18 protein-coding genes are annotated in these 16,816 nt (G+C 68.4%); 8 read left to right on the plus strand and 10 right to left on the minus strand.

Annotated elements, in window-relative coordinates; genetic code table 11:
• Positions 1-8: 8 nt before the first annotated feature.
• Both ACZ4NT_RS04575 and ACZ4NT_RS04580 read right to left on the minus strand, forming a co-directional pair.
• The gene (locus tag ACZ4NT_RS04575) at positions 9-542 is read right to left on the minus strand and encodes a CbrC family protein (protein WP_467723353.1); all 534 of its coding nucleotides are present in this window, start codon (positions 540-542) and stop codon (positions 9-11) included.
• A gap of 129 nt (positions 543-671) precedes the next feature.
• Positions 672-896, minus strand: coding sequence for a DUF1214 domain-containing protein (locus ACZ4NT_RS04580; protein WP_467723355.1), 225 nt, complete (start codon positions 894-896; stop codon positions 672-674).
• Between the two features lie 266 nt (positions 897-1,162).
• Here ACZ4NT_RS04580 and ACZ4NT_RS04585 point away from each other — a divergent pair, with 266 nt between their 5' ends.
• From ACZ4NT_RS04585 to ACZ4NT_RS04595, 3 genes are all read left to right on the plus strand, one after another.
• Positions 1,163-1,576: a hypothetical protein gene (locus ACZ4NT_RS04585; RefSeq protein ID WP_467723357.1), complete on the plus strand. Its 414-nt coding sequence runs from the start codon at positions 1,163-1,165 to the stop codon at positions 1,574-1,576.
• 400 nt (positions 1,577-1,976) lie between these two features.
• Complete coding sequence (locus ACZ4NT_RS04590) at positions 1,977-2,984, plus strand: glycosyl hydrolase (RefSeq protein WP_467723359.1); 1,008 nt, start codon at positions 1,977-1,979, stop codon at positions 2,982-2,984.
• 202 nt (positions 2,985-3,186) lie between these two features.
• Positions 3,187-4,908 carry an MOSC domain-containing protein gene (locus tag ACZ4NT_RS04595; protein ID WP_467723361.1) on the plus strand — a complete coding sequence of 574 codons (1,722 nt, stop codon included), beginning with the start codon at positions 3,187-3,189 and terminating at the stop codon, positions 4,906-4,908.
• A gap of 239 nt (positions 4,909-5,147) precedes the next feature.
• On the opposite strand, the gene ACZ4NT_RS04600 is transcribed toward ACZ4NT_RS04595, so the two are convergent.
• From ACZ4NT_RS04600 to ribB, 3 genes are all read right to left on the minus strand, one after another.
• Positions 5,148-5,732, minus strand: a complete 585-nt coding sequence (locus ACZ4NT_RS04600) for a hypothetical protein (RefSeq protein ID WP_467723363.1) — start codon at positions 5,730-5,732, stop codon at positions 5,148-5,150.
• A gap of 315 nt (positions 5,733-6,047) precedes the next feature.
• Positions 6,048-6,743, minus strand: coding sequence for an HAD family hydrolase (locus tag ACZ4NT_RS04605; RefSeq protein ID WP_467723365.1), 696 nt, complete (start codon positions 6,741-6,743; stop codon positions 6,048-6,050).
• Positions 6,740-7,417 (minus strand): 3,4-dihydroxy-2-butanone-4-phosphate synthase, encoded by a 678-nt coding sequence (ribB, locus tag ACZ4NT_RS04610; RefSeq protein WP_220784205.1) that lies wholly within the window; start codon positions 7,415-7,417, stop codon positions 6,740-6,742. The genes ACZ4NT_RS04605 and ribB overlap by 4 nt, the downstream gene beginning before the upstream one ends.
• 313 nt (positions 7,418-7,730) lie before the next feature.
• On the opposite strand from ribB, the gene ACZ4NT_RS04615 reads away from it, so the two are divergent.
• Positions 7,731-8,522: a hypothetical protein gene (locus ACZ4NT_RS04615; protein ID WP_467723368.1), complete on the plus strand. Its 792-nt coding sequence runs from the start codon at positions 7,731-7,733 to the stop codon at positions 8,520-8,522.
• Positions 8,515-8,901 carry a GntR family transcriptional regulator gene (locus ACZ4NT_RS04620; RefSeq protein ID WP_121408812.1) on the plus strand — a complete coding sequence of 129 codons (387 nt, stop codon included), beginning with the start codon at positions 8,515-8,517 and terminating at the stop codon, positions 8,899-8,901. The genes ACZ4NT_RS04615 and ACZ4NT_RS04620 overlap by 8 nt, the downstream gene beginning before the upstream one ends.
• 211 nt (positions 8,902-9,112) lie before the next feature.
• Here ACZ4NT_RS04620 and ACZ4NT_RS04625 read toward each other — a convergent pair whose 3' ends face one another.
• Positions 9,113-9,697, minus strand: coding sequence for a 3'-5' exonuclease (locus tag ACZ4NT_RS04625; protein WP_467723370.1), 585 nt, complete (start codon positions 9,695-9,697; stop codon positions 9,113-9,115).
• Positions 9,698-10,133: 436 nt separating this feature from the next.
• On the opposite strand from ACZ4NT_RS04625, the gene ACZ4NT_RS04630 reads away from it, so the two are divergent.
• The 3 genes from ACZ4NT_RS04630 (at position 10,134) to ACZ4NT_RS04640 (ending at position 12,255) form a co-directional block, all read left to right on the plus strand.
• Complete coding sequence (locus ACZ4NT_RS04630) at positions 10,134-10,691, plus strand: SigE family RNA polymerase sigma factor (protein WP_467723372.1); 558 nt, start codon at positions 10,134-10,136, stop codon at positions 10,689-10,691.
• Positions 10,688-11,911, plus strand: coding sequence for a WD40 repeat domain-containing protein (locus tag ACZ4NT_RS04635; protein ID WP_467723374.1), 1,224 nt, complete (start codon positions 10,688-10,690; stop codon positions 11,909-11,911). Before ACZ4NT_RS04630 ends, ACZ4NT_RS04635 begins: the two co-directional genes overlap by 4 nt.
• Before the next feature lie 188 nt (positions 11,912-12,099).
• Positions 12,100-12,255 (plus strand): hypothetical protein, encoded by a 156-nt coding sequence (locus tag ACZ4NT_RS04640; protein ID WP_183117214.1) that lies wholly within the window; start codon positions 12,100-12,102, stop codon positions 12,253-12,255.
• Between the two features lie 202 nt (positions 12,256-12,457).
• On the opposite strand, the gene ACZ4NT_RS04645 is transcribed toward ACZ4NT_RS04640, so the two are convergent.
• The 4 genes from ACZ4NT_RS04645 to ACZ4NT_RS04660 all read right to left on the minus strand — a co-directional run bounded on the left by ACZ4NT_RS04645 (position 12,458) and on the right by ACZ4NT_RS04660 (position 16,773).
• On the minus strand, positions 12,458-13,480 hold the full coding sequence (locus ACZ4NT_RS04645) for an LLM class flavin-dependent oxidoreductase (RefSeq protein ID WP_467723377.1): 1,023 nt from the start codon (positions 13,478-13,480) through the stop codon (positions 12,458-12,460).
• Between the two features lie 339 nt (positions 13,481-13,819).
• Positions 13,820-14,851 (minus strand): LacI family DNA-binding transcriptional regulator, encoded by a 1,032-nt coding sequence (locus ACZ4NT_RS04650; protein ID WP_467723379.1) that lies wholly within the window; start codon positions 14,849-14,851, stop codon positions 13,820-13,822.
• Positions 14,852-14,926: 75 nt separating this feature from the next.
• On the minus strand, positions 14,927-15,763 hold the full coding sequence (locus ACZ4NT_RS04655) for an ATP-binding cassette domain-containing protein (RefSeq protein ID WP_121408808.1): 837 nt from the start codon (positions 15,761-15,763) through the stop codon (positions 14,927-14,929).
• Positions 15,760-16,773: an ABC transporter permease gene (locus ACZ4NT_RS04660; RefSeq protein ID WP_467723382.1), complete on the minus strand. Its 1,014-nt coding sequence runs from the start codon at positions 16,771-16,773 to the stop codon at positions 15,760-15,762. The genes ACZ4NT_RS04655 and ACZ4NT_RS04660 overlap by 4 nt, the downstream gene beginning before the upstream one ends.
• Between the last annotated feature and the right edge of the window lie 43 nt (positions 16,774-16,816).

Consider the following 16,816-nt stretch of genomic DNA (forward strand, 5'->3'; position numbering starts at 1 on the left):
CCCCACTTCTAGGATGCGTCGGCGTAGGCGATATGGGCGCCGCAGACGGTGCAGCGGAAGAGCATGGCGGTCGCCCCGTCGCCCAGGTGGGTCAGGAAGTGCTCAAGCTGCTTCTCGTCGTGCCAGCCGTCGCGGCGCATGTCGGCCCGCATCTGGCCGAGGGCTTCGGGGTGCGCCGCCAGCTCGGCGTATCCGGCTTCGCCGATGAAGGCGGCCGCGTCCTGGCAGTGGACGAGCCAGTGCGGGTCCTGCCAGGCGTGGAAGCCAGGAGTGCGGCGAGTGACCTGATGCAAGACGTCCTCGCTGACACCGTCGAGCCCGTAGGAGTCAGTCAATTCACCCGCGAAGCGTTCGGCCGCGGCCCCGTCTGCGATGCACCACGGACAGAAACGTCCGTTGACCTCGTGTGTGGTGTAGAAGGTGGCCGTGTAGATCCAGCCCGTGTTGCGTTCGCAGCAGGCGCACGTATCGGCGGCCGCGCGGATGGACCCGCTGGCGAGGGGATCGGGGTGATAGCGAAAGAAGGGCAGGTCGGCACTCATCGGTTGTTCCCGAGTTGTCCCTCGGTGGCCACGTCTACTGATCCCATGGAAAGCAGTCTGTCCGCGAGCAGGTCCTCGATCAAGCCCGGCCTTGGACTCCTCGCGCCTCAGCCAATGGCGTCCCCCTGCTCAGTCCGCCACGGTCGGGCTGCGTGGCTGCCAGGTGCTGTCCAGCACTGCGGGGTCCGGGCCGTAGACGCGAAGGACGACGGAGAAGGGGCCGTCGGGTGCTGGCAGCCGGTTTGCGGCCTGCCGCGGATTGGTGGCCCGGGTGTGCTGGAAGTACAAGGTCAGGCCGCCGTCCCTGTCGTAGGCCAGGCCCGGTGTGCGATCGCCCGCCGGCCAGCGCCACACGTACGGTGTGCCGTTTCGGTGTGACGATGTCGGTGTTCTCCGGACGCGAGGGCTGCGAGTAGTGCCAGTGTCGGGCCGGCGTCCGCCAAGCTCAGTGTCGCCAGTCCATTCGTGCGCCGTGCAGCGGGCTCGGGTCCCGGCGTCCGGGCGGAGCCCGCTTCTGTGCGACCGACCTGGGGAGCGCTGACCTCGTAAACGAAGTAGGCAGGCGACCCGTGGGAAGGCAACATGGCTGCGTGAGCCGGGAGCCAAGGACAGGCGAATTCATGGCAGCCCTCCGCGACGCCGAGTCGGAGTCGTGGTCGTGCAGAGCTGCCGCTGGCAGGCAGCTTGCGGCGATCGCAGGTCAGGACGAAGCCGCGCAGGTGCTTGAGCGGCTTCTCCTGGACCCGCACGACACTGGCGTCACGCAGAAAACGGCGGAGGCGCTGATGCGACGACGGGATCTTGTTGCCCTGCGCATTGTGCTTGCGGCGCTGTCACGGGCTGAGGAGTGGTGGACTGCTGACCAGCTCGATGGAGAGGTGTTCAACCATCAAGAGTGGATGATCGCCGATGATCGGCTGGGCCAGTTCGTGCAGCAACTCGAAGCGCTTACGGCCGATGAGGACGCCGGCGTGCGCGAGGAGGCCAAGCGGCTTCTCGGGAGCGGCCCAGTGTCGGTCCCGCCTGCTCTGTGAGCAGAGAATCGGTCAGCTGACTCCAAGGGCCTGGTCACGCTTCGGGGAGGGCCAGATGCGCGTCGGTCAACCCACCCGCTTGCGCGGGCCTCTGAAGTGGGCACAGCGCAGAGGTCACGGTCAGCCCCTGCCGACACAGGCTTCGCAGGCCAGCAGGTGATCACCTATGGACAACTCGGCCGGTTCTTCCGGGCCCCGTGATGGGCGTCCGGGAATTTTTCGGATGAAAACGCGCATGGCGCAGAAATCGGCGGCCTCCACGGCTTTTTAGTCAACGTTAAGTAAATCTTCCTGCCGGGTGGTTGCGGAAAATGGCGCACCCCGTTGACGGACGTCACGAGAGCAGCCATCTTCCTGGCTGTAAGGAATCCGTTCAATCAAACACGGAAGCCGGGATGCCATGAACAAAATTCGGCTCGGTATTACTTCGACCCTGACCGCAGGGGCCGTCATTGCGTCGGTCTCCTACTCGCCGGCGACGGAATCGGCGCAGGCGTTTCCCGCCACGCCCAAGCAGAACGTTCTGAACTACCTGCAGTCCATTTCCGGGAACCACATCGTTTCCGGTCAGCACAACAAGGAGCCCGCCACCTCGCCAGGGCAGTACACGCAGCAGGTGAAGGACGTCACCGGGCAGTACCCGGGGCTCTGGGGCGGCGACTTGATGTTCAACGCCTCGGACGTGGCCAACCGGCAGCGCGTGGTCGACCAGGCGAAGACCGAGTGGGCCAACGGCTCACTGGTCGCTCTCACCTGGCATGTCTGCCCGCCGACCGGTGGGAGTTCCTGCGCCTTCGAGGGTGGCGTGGAGTCGAACATCACCGACGCGCAGTTCTCGCAGATCGTCACCAACGGATCGACACTCAACGCCGCATGGAAGCGACGGCTGGACGAGGCCGTGCCCTATCTCCAGCAGCTGAAGAACGCGGGCGTCCCGGTTCTCTTTCGTCCCCTGCACGAGATGAACGAATCGTGGAACTGGTGGGGGAACCGCCCCGGCGCCAACGGCAGTGCCCGCCCCTATCAGATCACCCGGGACTACCTCGCCGGTACCAAGGGTCTGGATAATCTGATCTGGGTTTGGAACGTCCAGGACAACCCGGCGGGCGGCTGGAGCAATTACTACCCGGGCAGCGGATACGTGGACGTCGTATCGCTGGACGCCTGGTACAAGAATTACCCCAGCGCCGCCGACTACCAGCAAATACGAAACCTGGCGGGAACGAAACCCATCGCGATCGCCGAGATGGGCAAGATGCCGACCGGTGCGTTCCTGGACAGTCAGCCCAAGTGGGCATGGTTCATGATGTGGTCGGAGCAACTGCGCGGGAACAACACGAACGCTGAAATCCAGGCGGCTTACTTCCATTCCCGCGTACTGAATCAGGGCGAGATCGCTCTGCCCTGACAGCAGCTGCCGGAATGGGTCCCGCGAACTGGTCCACCGAGATCACGGTTCGCTGTCGTGATCTCGCACGGTCTCCTTCGAGATCACACACTGGAGGAGACACGCCGCGTCACGCCGGATCCCGTGACCGCTACCCCCACGGCGGTGGACCGTCGCCGCCCGGCCGACGTGGGCCAGGCCCAGCATCAGGGAGGAGCGGGAGATGCCTTCATTGCTGTCGGTCAACGTCGGCATGCCGCAGCACGTGGACTGGCATGGCAAGACCGTCTACACCGGCGTGTGGAAGCAGCCGGTCAGTGGCCCGGTGATGGTCCGCCGACTCAATATCGAAGGCGACGGCCAGGGCGACCGTGCGGGGCACGGCGGTGAACAGCGCGCCGTCCTTGTCTATCAGCTGCAGTCCTACCGGTACTGGCAGCGGTACTTCGGCCGCGACGACTTCGGTTTCGGTCAGTTCGGCGAGAACCTCACCGTCGACGGCCTGAGCGATGACCAGGTCTGTATCGGTGACCGCTATGTCATCGGTGATGCCGAGTTCGAAGTCACCCAGCCCAGGGTCACCTGTTACCGCGTCGGGATGCGGGTCGGTGAACCCCAGCTGCCTGCCCTGCTGGTCAGCCACCGCCGGCCCGGCTTCTACATGCGGGTCATCCGCGAGGGCCACGTCCAGGCCGGCGACACGATCACCAAGACCCGCACCGGGCCGGGTTCGCTGAGTGTGACCGACACCGATGCCCTGCTCTATCTGCCCGACCGGGACAGAGACAAGCTGCGCCTGGCCCTGTCCATCACCGCCCTGAGCCCCGGCTGGCAGGGGTCCTTCCGTGACCTGCTCGCTTCAGGAGACTCCGGTGCACTCAGTGGCCCGGCCTGGACGGGGTTCCGCGAACTGCAGGTGGACGACGTGGTGAGTGAGAGCTCCTCCGTCACCTCTTTGTACCTGCGGTCGCCCGACGGCACTCCTCTGCCTCACGCCCGGGCCGGCCAATACCTCACGCTGCGGCTCCCCTCGACCGCTCAACCCCCGCCAGTCCGCAGCTATTCGCTCTCGTCGACGCTCGTCAACGGCCGCTACCGGATCAGCGTCAAGCACGAACCCCGTGGGACGGTGAGCAGTTACCTGACGAGCCGGATGCGCCCCGGCGCACTGGTCGACGTCGCAGCGCCCCGCGGCGACTTCGTCCTCACCGGCGGCAGCGAGCCGGTGATCCTCGTCTCGGCCGGTATCGGTCTCACACCCGTTTTGGCCATGCTCCACGAACTCTCCGACCGCGACCGCGACCGCGAGGTCTGGTGGATCCACGGCGCCCGCAGTCCCTCGGAGCATCCCCTTGCCGCCGAAGCACACGACCTGCTCACCACCCTGCCGCACGGACATGAGCACGTCTTCTACAGCGCGCTCACGCCGACGGATCACCTCCGCAACGGATTCACCGGGGGGCGACTCACCCGGGACACCCTGATCGCACTGTCCCTTCCCACCGACGCCACCGCCTACCTCTGCGGCCCCGACGCCTTCATGGCCGACATGCGACACGCCCTCACCGCAGCCGGCATCGACCCGGCCCGCATCCACACCGAAGCCTTCTCGGCGCTGCCCAGCATCAACCCCGGCCTCACCGCTCAAGCGGCCGGGCCGCCTCACCAGCCCTCCGACGGGCCCGGCACCGGACCGCAGGTGACCTTCGCCCGCAGCGGCATCTCCACTCCCTTCCCCGAGAGCCGAGGCAGCGTACTGGAACTGGCCGAGGCCTGCGACGTGCCCACGCGCTGGAGCTGCCGTACCGGCGTGTGCCACACCTGCACCACCCCGCTGCTGTCCGGCGCGGTCACCTACGCCCCTGCGCCGCTGGAGGAGCCGCCGGAAGGCGAGGTGCTCATCTGCTGTGCTCGGCCGGATGCCGACATCGTTCTCGACATGTGAGGCGGCGCCCCTCTCCGACCGGCAGCCGCGATACGGGCGCGGTAGACCGTGCTCGCGGATTTTCGCAGCGCCGGCGGCCGCAGACCCCTCTCGGTTGGCCCCGCCGGCCACTGGGCGCGTGCCATCACGATGGCGGTGACCCCGTCCCATGGAGCGGCGGGGCGATGGCGACGAGGTCGGTCCGGCGCCTGTTCCCCCAGAGTTCCGTCCCGGCCGCCGAGCCGCCCCACCCGACTACCTCAGCAGCCGCCCTCGCGACTTGTCACCGCGTACGCGAACGCCGGGACGGTGACTCCCTTGCCGCCCGCGATGCCCGGTGAGTCCCAGTCGTGCTTCTTCGACCTGTGGCGCTGGACGTGTACGCAGAAAGCCTTTTCGGCGCCGGAGGCGGTCACGGTGTAGTCGGCGTCGGACTCCTGGTTCGTCTCGGCGGGTTCCGCGTACACCCCCATCTGCGGGGCGTCTGCGGCGCCGTGCTCGACGATCTCGTCCTCGAGCACAAGGGCGTACCCCTCGTCCGTGACGCCGTCGTCGAGGCGGAACGAGCCGTCCAGAGATGCCACGGCCTCCTGTACCGCGACGGTCAGTTCGTCATCACTCCACTCCGAGTCGTCGGAGACGGCAAGGCCGTGGACTCCCGTGTAGACCAGCACACCAGCCAGGCCGAAAAAAATCACTCGGCCCAACAGGAAGGCTGAGTCGGGGAGTTCGGAAGCCGAAGGGTTGAGGGAAGAACGCAGGGCGCGGACCCGCTCCGCCTTGACGCACCCCGCGACGACGAGTACGGCAGCCAGTACGAAACCGATGACCGTCAAACCCGTCACGACCGACCTCCGCATCCGTGGCTGCGCCGCAGCCGACCACCGGCTGGGCTTTGCCCGAGCAACCCTATCGGTCGATGATCGGGACTCATGACGGCGTTCGGACACACTGCAGACGCGTGATCCCGCCTTTCGATCTGGCGCTGTGCAGGCCGATACCGGGGCGACAGGCCCGGGCCTCCGTCGGCGTGTGTGGTCGATCTTCGGGGAAGGGACGGGTTCTTCGGCGTTGGCACGCAAATCGCCCTGGGGCATCGGCGAAGCAGCTGCGAGGCCGCTCCCCGGGGTCGGAGAGCGGCACCCGCACCGCGCTGTGAATCAGGTAGCGGCGCTGTCACGGATGAGGGGGCGCTCGCCGGTGAGCAGGCCAGTGAGCAAGGGCAGGGCGCCGACTGCGGAATGCGCGCGGGCGGTGGGCAGGTGGGCGATGTCGAGGGGCAGTGGCGTGCCGGCCCGAGGGATGGCAAGGATGCGCATCCCCGCGGCGGTTGCCGACCGGATACCGGCGGGCGAGTCCTCGACAGCCAGACAGTCGGACGGCGGCAGGCCGATCTCTGCGGCCGCGCGCAGGTAGGGGTCCGGTGCGGGCTTGACCCGCGTCACGTCCTCGCCGCACACGACGGCACTCAGGTATGGCATGAGGCCCAGCCTGCCGAGGACGGTGTGGACGAAGCGCCGAGGGCTGGCCGTGGCCACACCGACAGGTCCGTGCCGTTCGGCCTCACGGACCAGCTCCACGGCTCCGGGCAGCGCCTGCACGCGCCCCGCCACGCACTCCTCGATCATCGCGTCCGTGCAGGAGGCGACCACCTCGGCTGCGTTCACCGCGCCGGCACACAGGCCGACGACGTACGACGCCCAGGCGCCGTTGCCGTGCAGGGCGGCCGTGTCCTTGGTCTGCCACCGGTGGCCGTGACCGGCCGCGAAGCCGGCGCACGCCCGGGCCCACGCGTCCTTGGTGTCGACCAGCGTGTCGTCCAGGTCGAAGACCGTCGCGTGCACCCTGCGGCTCACACGGCCGCCGTGTCCGCGAGGGAAATTCCGTTGGCCAGCTGTTCGATCGAAATCAGCATGAGGCTGTGCTCGTCGGCGAAGGTCCGCAACTTCTCGAATTTGGCAACGGAGCCGTCGTCCTCGCAGACTTCGCTGATGACGCCTACCGGGTGGAGCCCGGCGAGGCGCAGCAAGTCGACGGTGGCCTCGGTGTGCCCGCGCCGTTCGAGGATCCCCCCAGCCCGGGCCCGCAGCGGCAACACATGCCCGGGCCGGATCAGTTGTTCTGGCCGGGTTGCTGGGTGGGCGAGTGTCCGTACGGTGAGCGCGCGGTCGGCGGCCGAGATGCCCGAGCCGACGCCGGCCGCGTCCACGGACACGGTATAGGCCGTCGCTTCGACCGGGTCGGCGCCGGCAGCGGGCGGGACCATCAACGGCAGCTCCAGCCGGTCGGCGACGTCCGCGGCCATCGGCGCACAGATCAGCCCACTGGTCCAGCGGACGAAAAAGCCCAAGCTCTCGGCGGTCGCGAACTCGGCCGCCATGACCAGGTCGCCCTCGTTCTCCCGGTCCTCGTCATCGACCACGATGACCGGCCGCCCGGCCCGCAGCTCCTCGACGGCGGCCGCGAGCGAGTCCAGAGACCGTCGCAACGGTGCTGAGGTCATGACATCCTGCCCTTCTTTGAAGATCATCCCCGCAGACGCATCGGCCGTCGCACACCCGATCTTGAGAATCCATGCCCATCAGGCCGACTTGTCGGATGAACGGCAGCCCACGCGGCCCGATCGGGTTCGCAAGCGCGCGCCCGCCACTCTCAGGCCATGGCCACTCTCGTCCTGCCGATGGTCGGCCCGACCTTGGACGCCGCCCGAGCACGGCGTTGCCTTGGCGCCGTCTCTGCCGGTCCCTCAGAAGCAGCCTTGTACCTGATGTTTGACACAAGGTTTCCGCCTAGGACATCTTGTACTCGCCACTTGATACAAGATGATCTGGGGGGATCCCTCAATGCTCGACAGCGCCGCGCGCCGGCACCGCTTCCTCGATCACGCCGATCACTACGCACGCTGGTCCGGCCTGGCCATCGGCATCAACGCCGCACAGGCGCTGTCCACGCTGGGGCATATCGAGTTCGAGCAGAGGGTCGTGTTCTGCATCACCGTCTTCGGACTGTGCGCAGTGGCGGGCGTCCTTCTTGCCGACGCGCTGACTCTGGTCCCCCAGGAGGTGGTACGTACCGCCAGCCTCACCCCGCGCTTGATCAGAGACCACGTGCCACCGCGCATGGGCCCCCTGATTGCCCTTCAGGGGATCACGCTCGTCGCGCTTTTGACGATCACGGCCGCCACGGCCTCCGGCAGCTCCGACCACGGCTTCAACACGGGAAAGGTCGTAGCCGTCACCTGCAACGGGATGCAGACCTCTCTGGGCCCCTGGCCCGGGCTGTACTACAGCCTCCCGATGTTCGGCGCGCTCGCCATAGCCACTCCCACGTGCCTCTGGGCCCTGCGCCGCATCGCACACGGGCCGGGCCGAGAGCAGCAGCGCCGCGACCGCGCGTGGGCGGTCACGGGGGCCTGGGGCCTGCTGGTGTCGAGCCAGCAGCTTTACGCCGTACTGATGGTCTCCATCTCGCTGACGGACACGGGCTGTGCCGGTGCCCTGGGGGCGCTCACCTTCTGGGTGTTCTACCCTCTGGCCCTGTTGAATCTGTTCACTGTGGCCTGGTCTCTGGTCACTGTGGTCGCCCCCCGGGCCGTCGGCGACGATGCGACGCAGGAGGCCCTCGGCCATGAATGAGCCTGCAGTCCAGGTGGATACGAACAGCCAGGTGCCGCCATACGTCCAGATCCGCGCCCAGCTCGGCGCGCTGATCGTCACCGGACAGCTGGCCGAGGGTGACCGGTTGCCCACCGTGCGCCAGTTGGCCACCGACCTCGGCCTCGCACCCGGCACCGTGGCCCGCGCCTACCGCGAACTGGAAGCCGCCGAGCTGATCCGCACCCGCCGCGGGGCGGGCTCCAGGGTCGCGGCAGCCCCTACTCACCCGACGCACACGTATGCCTCTCAACTTTCCACCCTGGCACGCGACTTCATCTCCTCCGCTCGCGCGCTGGGCGCCGACACCGACACCATCCTGGCCGCCGTCCGCGTCGCCTTGGGTCCCGAGACGCACTAGATGTCGTTCCATTCTCAGCTTGCTGGAGCGACTCACTACGCCAAGGCGGCCAAGCCGTACAAGGCGCCCAAGGCATGCTGAGAGTCTGTGCGTTCGGGCTGTGCGGGCCTGTCGGCGATTACGGGCGCCTCGTCAGTCCTGTCTCGGTGAGGCAGTTGTCCATGAGGTCCGCTGTGCTGGATGCAGCGGAGGCCTCTTCGAGTGTGCCGCGTCAGGCGGGTAGTTCTGCTGCGTTCGGCCAGGCGCCCCGTTCGGAGAGGCGAAGCACAAGGGCGGCGATGTTCCAGGCGTCGTCCTCGCCGCGGTGGTGACGGCCTTCGAGCTGCAGCCCGGCGATCTCCAGGGCCTGTGCCATGCCGGGGCGTTTGCGGAGTCTGTATGCCTCCGTGAAGACAGCTTTCGCATTTGTGTGGTGGCGGCCGAAGGGGTAGGGCGTCTGCGTGGCCTGACACTGCCGCGTGAATTGGTGGCGGTCGTAGTCGCCCCAGCTGACCCACGACCGGGCCCCTGCGTGGTGCTCGGCTGCCAGTAGGCGGCACGCCTCGGCGAACGTGACCCCCTGATCGACCTCGCTCTGGGTCAGGCCGGTCAGTTCCGTGCAGAACGCGCTGACCGTGGACCGGGTGGGCCTCACCAGGATCCGGTGCCGAGCGAGGCGCTCGCCGGCATCCAGGTCGATGACAGTCAGCCCGATCTCGATGATCTCGCTGACCTGGTGAGGTGGCCGGGAACCAACCCAGCAGGTCGCCTCGACGTCCACGACGTTCACGAGGCTTTCCGTCCGGGCGTTGTCCATGACGTGAAGCCTAGGGAGGTGCAGCGGCCGAGGCACACGGTTTTTCGAGCACGCAGAACGGCCGAACTCCCGCAGTCCCAAGGCCTCAGCGGGTGGCACAGCCTCATTGAAGTCCGAAGTGCCTGCCCGTTTGCGCTCTGGCCGGGCGCAGGGTTGGGTCTGCCTGACCGCGAAGACTGCAGGGGCTGGACTACTCCGCGTTGACGTTTCAGGTTGGATCCTTGCAGCTCATGGTCGTGGTGGGCAATGGAGGGCATCATCAGAATCCCTCTTGTCCGGGCCGCCATCAGGACGCCGGACTCGACGCGGCCCACGAGCAGCGTGGGGGACTGCGGGAGTTGAGATTCTTGCCAGCTGAGGCATAGCGGTGGCCGGCCGGGAGCGTCACACGGATTAGAGGAGGCGGGTGCTGTGCCCGCCGGAAGAGAAGGTGACGATGGATGCCTCGGATCAGGAGAGGTTCCGCGAGTTCGTCGCGACCCGGGCGTCGGCGCTGCTCAAGACCGCGGTGCTTCTGAGTGGCGGGGACCGCCTCGCGGCTGAGGGCATGCTGCAGAATGCGCTGGTCAAGACGGCTGGCCGGTGGAGCCGGATCGAGGAACCGGAGGCGTACGTACGCCAGATCCTGTACCGGCAGCAGGTCGGTCGCCGGCGGCTGAAGTGGCCATGGCGGGGCCGGAGCATCGCCCCACGGCCCGAGGGGGCGGCGACTGCGGTCACCGCCTCGGCTGCCGAGGTGCGTCTGGTGATGCGCGGGGCGCTGGCCCGGCTTACCGCCCGGCAGCGCGTCTTGCTGGTCATGCGCTACTTCGAGAACCTGCCGGAGGACGACGTGGCCCGGATCCTGGGGTGCTCGGTGGGGGCCGTACGGTCCGCAACCCGCCGCTCGCTGACCCGGCTGCGTGCTCATGCTCCCGAGTTGGCCGCTCTCGGCCCGGCCGAGGCCGAGGAACCGCTGTCCCGTGACTGCTCACCGGTGGAGGTGCGTCCGTGAACGTCGATGAACTGGTGGGCGAGGCATTGCGTGAGCAGGCCGCGGACAGTATGCCCGCGCCCCCGTACTTCGCCGACCGCGTCCTGGCGGTGCGGCGCCGCCGCCGCACCCGCAGGTTCGCCTCTCTTGCCGTGGCCGCAGTCGTAGTGGTCGCGGGCGCTGTGGGTCTACCGCGCCTGAGCGGGGGCGGTGACGAGGTGCGCCCGGCCAGCCAGATGAACCGCAGCGACATCATCGGCCACCCTCAGCAGTCGCCGCCCCGGGACCTGATCGCGGCGGGCGACACTGTGATGTCCGCCTTCTATGTGCACAAAAAGGTCAAGCAGCCGGGCGGCGACATCGTCCTCACGCGCGTCTACGGGCTCCTGGACCAGAAGACGGGCACGTACGAGAAGACCAAGTGGGCCTTCCTGGACGTTGCGCCCGGCTCCCGCACCGCTGCTGTGCTGGAGGGCGAATTGCCGGCCAGGCGCATCGGGCTGCTCGACCTGATCACCGGTCACGTGGATCGCTGGATCGACATGGACCGGGGCGTCGCAGCAGTGGCCTTCTCCCCGGACGGCACGAAGCTCGTGGCAACCACGTACGCCAAAAACCCCGACCGCAACTTCAAAGACCACATCCAGAAGGTGAACGGCAAGGCCGTTCCGGGGCCCGTGCCCAGCCGTACCGGTTTCACCATCGTGGACGTGAACTCCGGCGAGGCGCAATGGCACAAGGCACCGCATGGGCGGGAGGACGACGGGGGCTGGTTCGGCAACCCGCGCCAGGACTTCGAGTGGAACCATGACGGCACCCTCGTCCACGCCGACACCCCGCAGGAGCCATTCCGCGACTACTACGATTTGAAGGGCGAGAAGACGGGCTGGCCGGCGGACGAGAAGAGCCCTGTATCGGTTGCCGCGGGGCTCTCGCCCGACGGCAAGCTCGCGGCGGGCGACTTCGCGGGCCACGGAACCACCGTCGCCTCCGCGATCCTTGACCCGCACACGGGGAAGCAGATCAGCACCGTGCCGGTCCAGCAACTCCTGGCCTGGGCCGACAACAAGCGCCTGATCGCCTGGGGCTGCGACCCCAGGAAATGCGGCGGCAAGGGCGAGTTCCGCAATCAGCTGCTGCTGGTCACCGTCGGCACCAAGAGGGTCGTGCCGCTGAGCGGCTTCCGCAAGGCGAGCGCCGACTACCCCGGCCGCTGGGTTCCGCTCTTCAGTACGCGCTGACCCCCTACGCCGTCTTCGGCCCGTCGGCCCTCGCAGGGGCTGGCGGGCTGGCCTGATCTGCCCGCGGGCAAGGCCCACCGACCTTCATTCTGAAACGATCAGTTACGTGTCCGAGGCCTGGGACGCCGACATCGCCGACGATGTCACCGCACGCGCGGCGCGGCCCCAGAGCGGTGGCGGGAGCCGGCGTGACGAGGGATTCCGTCCGCGCCGACGGCACGTGGACGACCGCGGCCCAGGTGCCGGGCACCGCCAACGCGTCGCTCCTGGGCGGGATCAGTGCGGGCCCGAACGGGAGCGCCACCGCCGTCTGGTCCGGTGCGAAGAGCGGCAGCGCCAACTGACAGCTCTCGGGCTCCGGGACTCGTTGCCGGCCCTCGCCGTCACCGGCTCCGCCGTTCCCGCAGGCGCCCGGGCGCCGAAGTTTCCGCCGTGGGGCCTCGGCGACTGCCAGGCCGGCGAACGCGCCAACCGGGCCTGTACGCGTGACCTCTCGCGGCGCCACCGGGCCGGCCACCTGAATCCTGCGCCTCACCCACGCCACATTCAGCGCCAACCCAGTGCCGGAGCGACGTGAGTCAGGATGCTGTCGAGCACGTGAGCGTTGTACTCGACGCCGAGCTGGTTGGGCACGGTGAGCAGCAGGGTGTCGGCGGCGGCGATGGCTTCGTCCTCGGCGAGCTGCTTGACCAGCACGTCGGGTTCGGCGGCGTAGGAGCGGCCGAAGATGGCGCGGGTGTTGGCGTCGATGTAACCGACCTGGTCCTTCGAGTTGCGCTCCCTGCCGAAGTAGGCACGGTCCCGGTCGTCGTCCAGTGCGAAGACGCTGCGGCTGACCGAGACCCTGGGCTCGCGGGTGTGACCCGCCTCCCGCCAGGCCTCGCGGTAGACCTCGATCTGCTTGCGCTGCTGGACGTGCAGTGGTTCACCGCTCTCGTCGTCCTTGAGGGTCGAACTCTGCAGGTTCATTCCGAGCTTGGCCGCCCACGCCGCGGTGGCGTTCGAGCCGGAACCCCACCAGATACGGTCCCTGAGACCCTCGGAGTGCGGCTCGACGCGCAGCAGCCCCGGAGGGTTGGAGAACATCGGATTGGGGTTGGGCTCGGCGAAGCCCTCGCCCTTCAGCACGTCGAGGAGTCGCTCGGTGTGGGCGCGCGCCATGTCGCTGTCGCTGCTCCCCTCGGACGGCACGTTCCCGAAGTGGCGCCAGCCGTCGATCACCTGCTCCGGGGATCCCCGGCTGAGACCGAGCTGCAGCCGGCCACCGGAGATCAGGTCCGTCGCGCCCGCGTCCTCGGCCATGTAGAGAGGGTTCTCGTAGCGCATGTCGATCACGCCGGTGCCGATCTCGATCCGGCTGGTGCGCGCGCCGATGGCCGCGAGCAGCGGGAATGGTGAGGCGTACTGCCGTGCGAAGTGGTGGACGCGGAAGTACGCGCCGTCGGCGCCCAGCTCCTCGGCGGCGACCGCGAGGTCGATCGCTTGGAGGAGTGAGTCCGCCGCGGAGCGCGTCTGCGAGTGCGGTGACGGCGTCCAGTGTCCGAAGGACAGGAACCCGATCTTTTTCATACTGCTGTCAACAATCGTGCGCGGAGATCATTCCCCGTGGCCGCACTCGGTGGCGGCATGCACGCGGTCGGTTGACGGACGCTTTCAGGCCCCCGGCCCAGGGGGCACGCGTGATGGCCGGTCGGGCTGTTTGAGCTTGCGCGGCAGCCGGCACCCAGTGAGGTGTGACTGACGGGGGCGCCGCAGACAGGGGCCCGCATCGGCGGCTTCTCCTCGGACCGGTCTACCAAAGGAACCGCGCAGAGCGAATAGGGGGCTCGGCCCACTGTTCCTGATGAAGCCCCCTGCCCGCGGTTGCCCGATGTCAGGCGGACGTCCCGTGCGACACACGCTTCGCCCTCACGCCTCCGGCAGCGTCGGGGCCGGCTGTTCTCCCGACCCGCGGACGATCAGGCGGGTGGGGACGGTGATGCTGCGGGCGCGGGAACGATCGCCGTCGAGACGGGCCAGGGCGGTGGTCGCCGCCGTGCGGCCGATCTCCTCGGGGTTCTGGGCGACGACGGTCAGGGCCGGTTCGAGTGCCTCGGCGAGCTCGATGTCGTCGAAGGCGACGACGGCCACGTCCTTGCGCTTGTTGCGGGCCAGCTCGGTGACGATGCCGAGGGCGACGATGTTGTTGCCGGCGAACAGAGCGGTGGGGGGATCGGCCAGGTCGAGGAGCCGGGAGGTCGCGGTGGAGGCCCCGTGCTGGTCGTGGGCGTCGGTGACCAGGGAGCGGTCGTAGGGGATGCCGGCTTCCTGCAGGGCCGCACGGTAGCCGGTCAGGCGCTCGCGGCGTGTGTAGAGCTTGGCGGGGAGGTCGCCGACGAAGCCGATGCGGCGGTGGCCGTGGCCGATCAAGTGGGCGACGCCGTCCTGGGCGCCGGCACGGTTGGAGGTGACGACGCTGTCCGTGGACAGACCCACTCCGGGACGGTCGAGGAAGACGATGGGCAGACCCTGGGTGCGGTGGGTCTTGAGGTGGGAATGGTCGGCGCCGACGGACGGCACGACCATGAGGATGCTGACGCGGCGGGCGAGGAACTTGTCGGTCAGGGCGCGTTCACGGTCGGGGTCGTCCGCGGAGGAGCCCATGAGCAGGGTCAGGCCGCGGTCGCGGACGGTGTCCTCGATGCTGCTGGCCACGGCGCCGAAGAAGGGGTTGCCGAGGTCGGGGATGACCAGCCCGATGGTGGTGTCGGGTCCGCCGACGCGGATGTTGCGTGCCATGAGGTTCGGCTGGAAGCCGAGCTTGGCCACGGCGGCGAGTACCTGTTCCCTCGTGTGTGCGGAGGCGGGCCCGTCCTCGTTGAGGACGCGGGAGACAGTTTTGGCGCTGACGCCCACTTCGCGGGCGACGTCGGCCAGGGTGGGGCGGCGGTTCGCGGCCATGAGGGAACGGTCTCCTGTGCTCGTCGGTTCCGGCCGCGGCCTCGGCCGGATTCCGTCGAGTCTCGTGTGGTGTGGTCAGGTGGCCTGGACTCCCGCGGCCTTCACCGCCTCGGAATCCGCTACGACAGTATCTCCGGCCGCGTCCACGGTGAGTGCGCCGGTCATGATGGCGACGACCTCCGCCATGGAGTAGTCGGACGGCTTGATCACGGCCGCGCGCCTGCCCAGCCGGTGGACGTGGATCCGGTCGGCGATCTCGAAGACATGGGGCATGTTGTGGCTGATCAGGACGACCGGCATGCCTTTGTCGCGGACGCGGCGGATGAGGTCCAGGACCTGGCCGGACTCCTTGACGCCGAGGGCGGCGGTGGGCTCGTCCATGACGACGACGCTGCGGGCCCAGGCGACGGCCCGGGCCACCGCGACGGCCTGCCGCTGCCCGCCGGAGAGGGTCTCGACGGACTGGGTCAGCGAGCGCAGGCCGATCTTCAGGTCGGCCATGTGCTCGGCGGCCTCCTGGCGCATGCGCTTCTTGTCGAGCATGCGGAAGGCGCTGCCGAGGATGCCGGGCCGGAGCAGTTCACGGCCGAGGAACATGTTCGAGGCGATGTCCATGGACGCGGCCACGGCGAGGTCCTGGTAGACGGTCTCGATGCCGTGGGCTCGCGCACTTTGGGGCCCGGAGAACTGGATCGGCGTGCCGTTGAGCCGTATCTCGCCCGCGTCGGGGACCACGGCACCGGTAAGTGCCTTGATCAGGCTGGTCTTTCCGGCGCCGTTGTCGCCGATGACGGCGAGGACCTCACCGGGCAGCAGGTCGAAGTCGGCTCCGTCGATGGCGGTGACGTGGCCGTATCGCTTGACCAGACCGCGGGCCTGCAGGACGGGGGTGGGGGAGGAGGTGGCGGTCATCGGGCCTTCTTCCGGGAGATCTGGTCGACGGTCACCGCGAGGATCACCAGGACTCCGGTGATCAGGGTCTGGTAGATGGAGGCGACGCCCATCAGCTGCAGGCCGTTACGGAAGACGCCGACGATGAGGACCCCGATGAAGGTGCCCAGCACCGAGCCGCGTCCGCCGAAGAGGCTGGTGCCGCCGAGGACCACGGCGGTGATGCTGTCGAGGTTGTCGGTCTGGCCGGCCTGCGGGTCGCCGACTCCGGTGCGGGAGATGAGCAGCACGGCCGCGAGGCCGTAGAGCAGGCCGGCCACGGTGTAGATGCCGATGGTCAGGCGGGAGGTGCGGATGCCGTTCAGCCGTGCGGCTTCCTGGCTGTTGCCCAGGGCGTAGACGTGCCGGCCCCAGCCGGTGCTGCTCAGTGCGTAGGCGAGCAGGAGGAACAGGGCGATGGTGACCAGGGAGCCGTAGGTGATGTCGGTGTGGCCGAGCGGGAAGGTCCGCCCGAGAGCCGTGAGCGGGCCGGGCAGGTTGGTGACCGTCTGCTCCTCGGAGTAGATGTGGGTGAGCGCGAACGCCACGTTGAGCATGCCGAGGGTGACGATGAACGGGGGCAGCGGGATCTTCTGCACGAGTAGCCCGTTGAGCAGCCCGAAGCCGCCGCAGACCGTGATGCCCAGGGTGATGGCCAGGAGCGGCGGAAGGGAGCCCTCGGCGGCCATCTTGGCGATCATGATGCTGCCGAACGCCATCACCGCACCGCAGGACAGGTCGATGCCCGCTGTGAGGATGATCAGGGTCTGGCCGATGGCGAGGATGCCCACGACCATGACCTGCTGCACGATCAGTGAGAAGTTCCCGCCGGTCAGGAACTGTTCGGTCGAGAAGGAGAAGAAGACGCACGCCAGGAGGAGGGCGGCGAGCGGGCCGGTGGTCGGCGCTGTGAGCAGCCTGCGGGCCGTGGTCGGCGCTGTGAGCCCGGCGTACGGCGAGGACGTGCTCGGAGGCGTGGACGTGGCGGTCATGCGAAGTCCTTGTCGGAAGACAGAAGTCCGTGTCAGTCCTTGT

This window comes from Streptomyces sp. NPDC026417 (assembly GCF_055567695.1).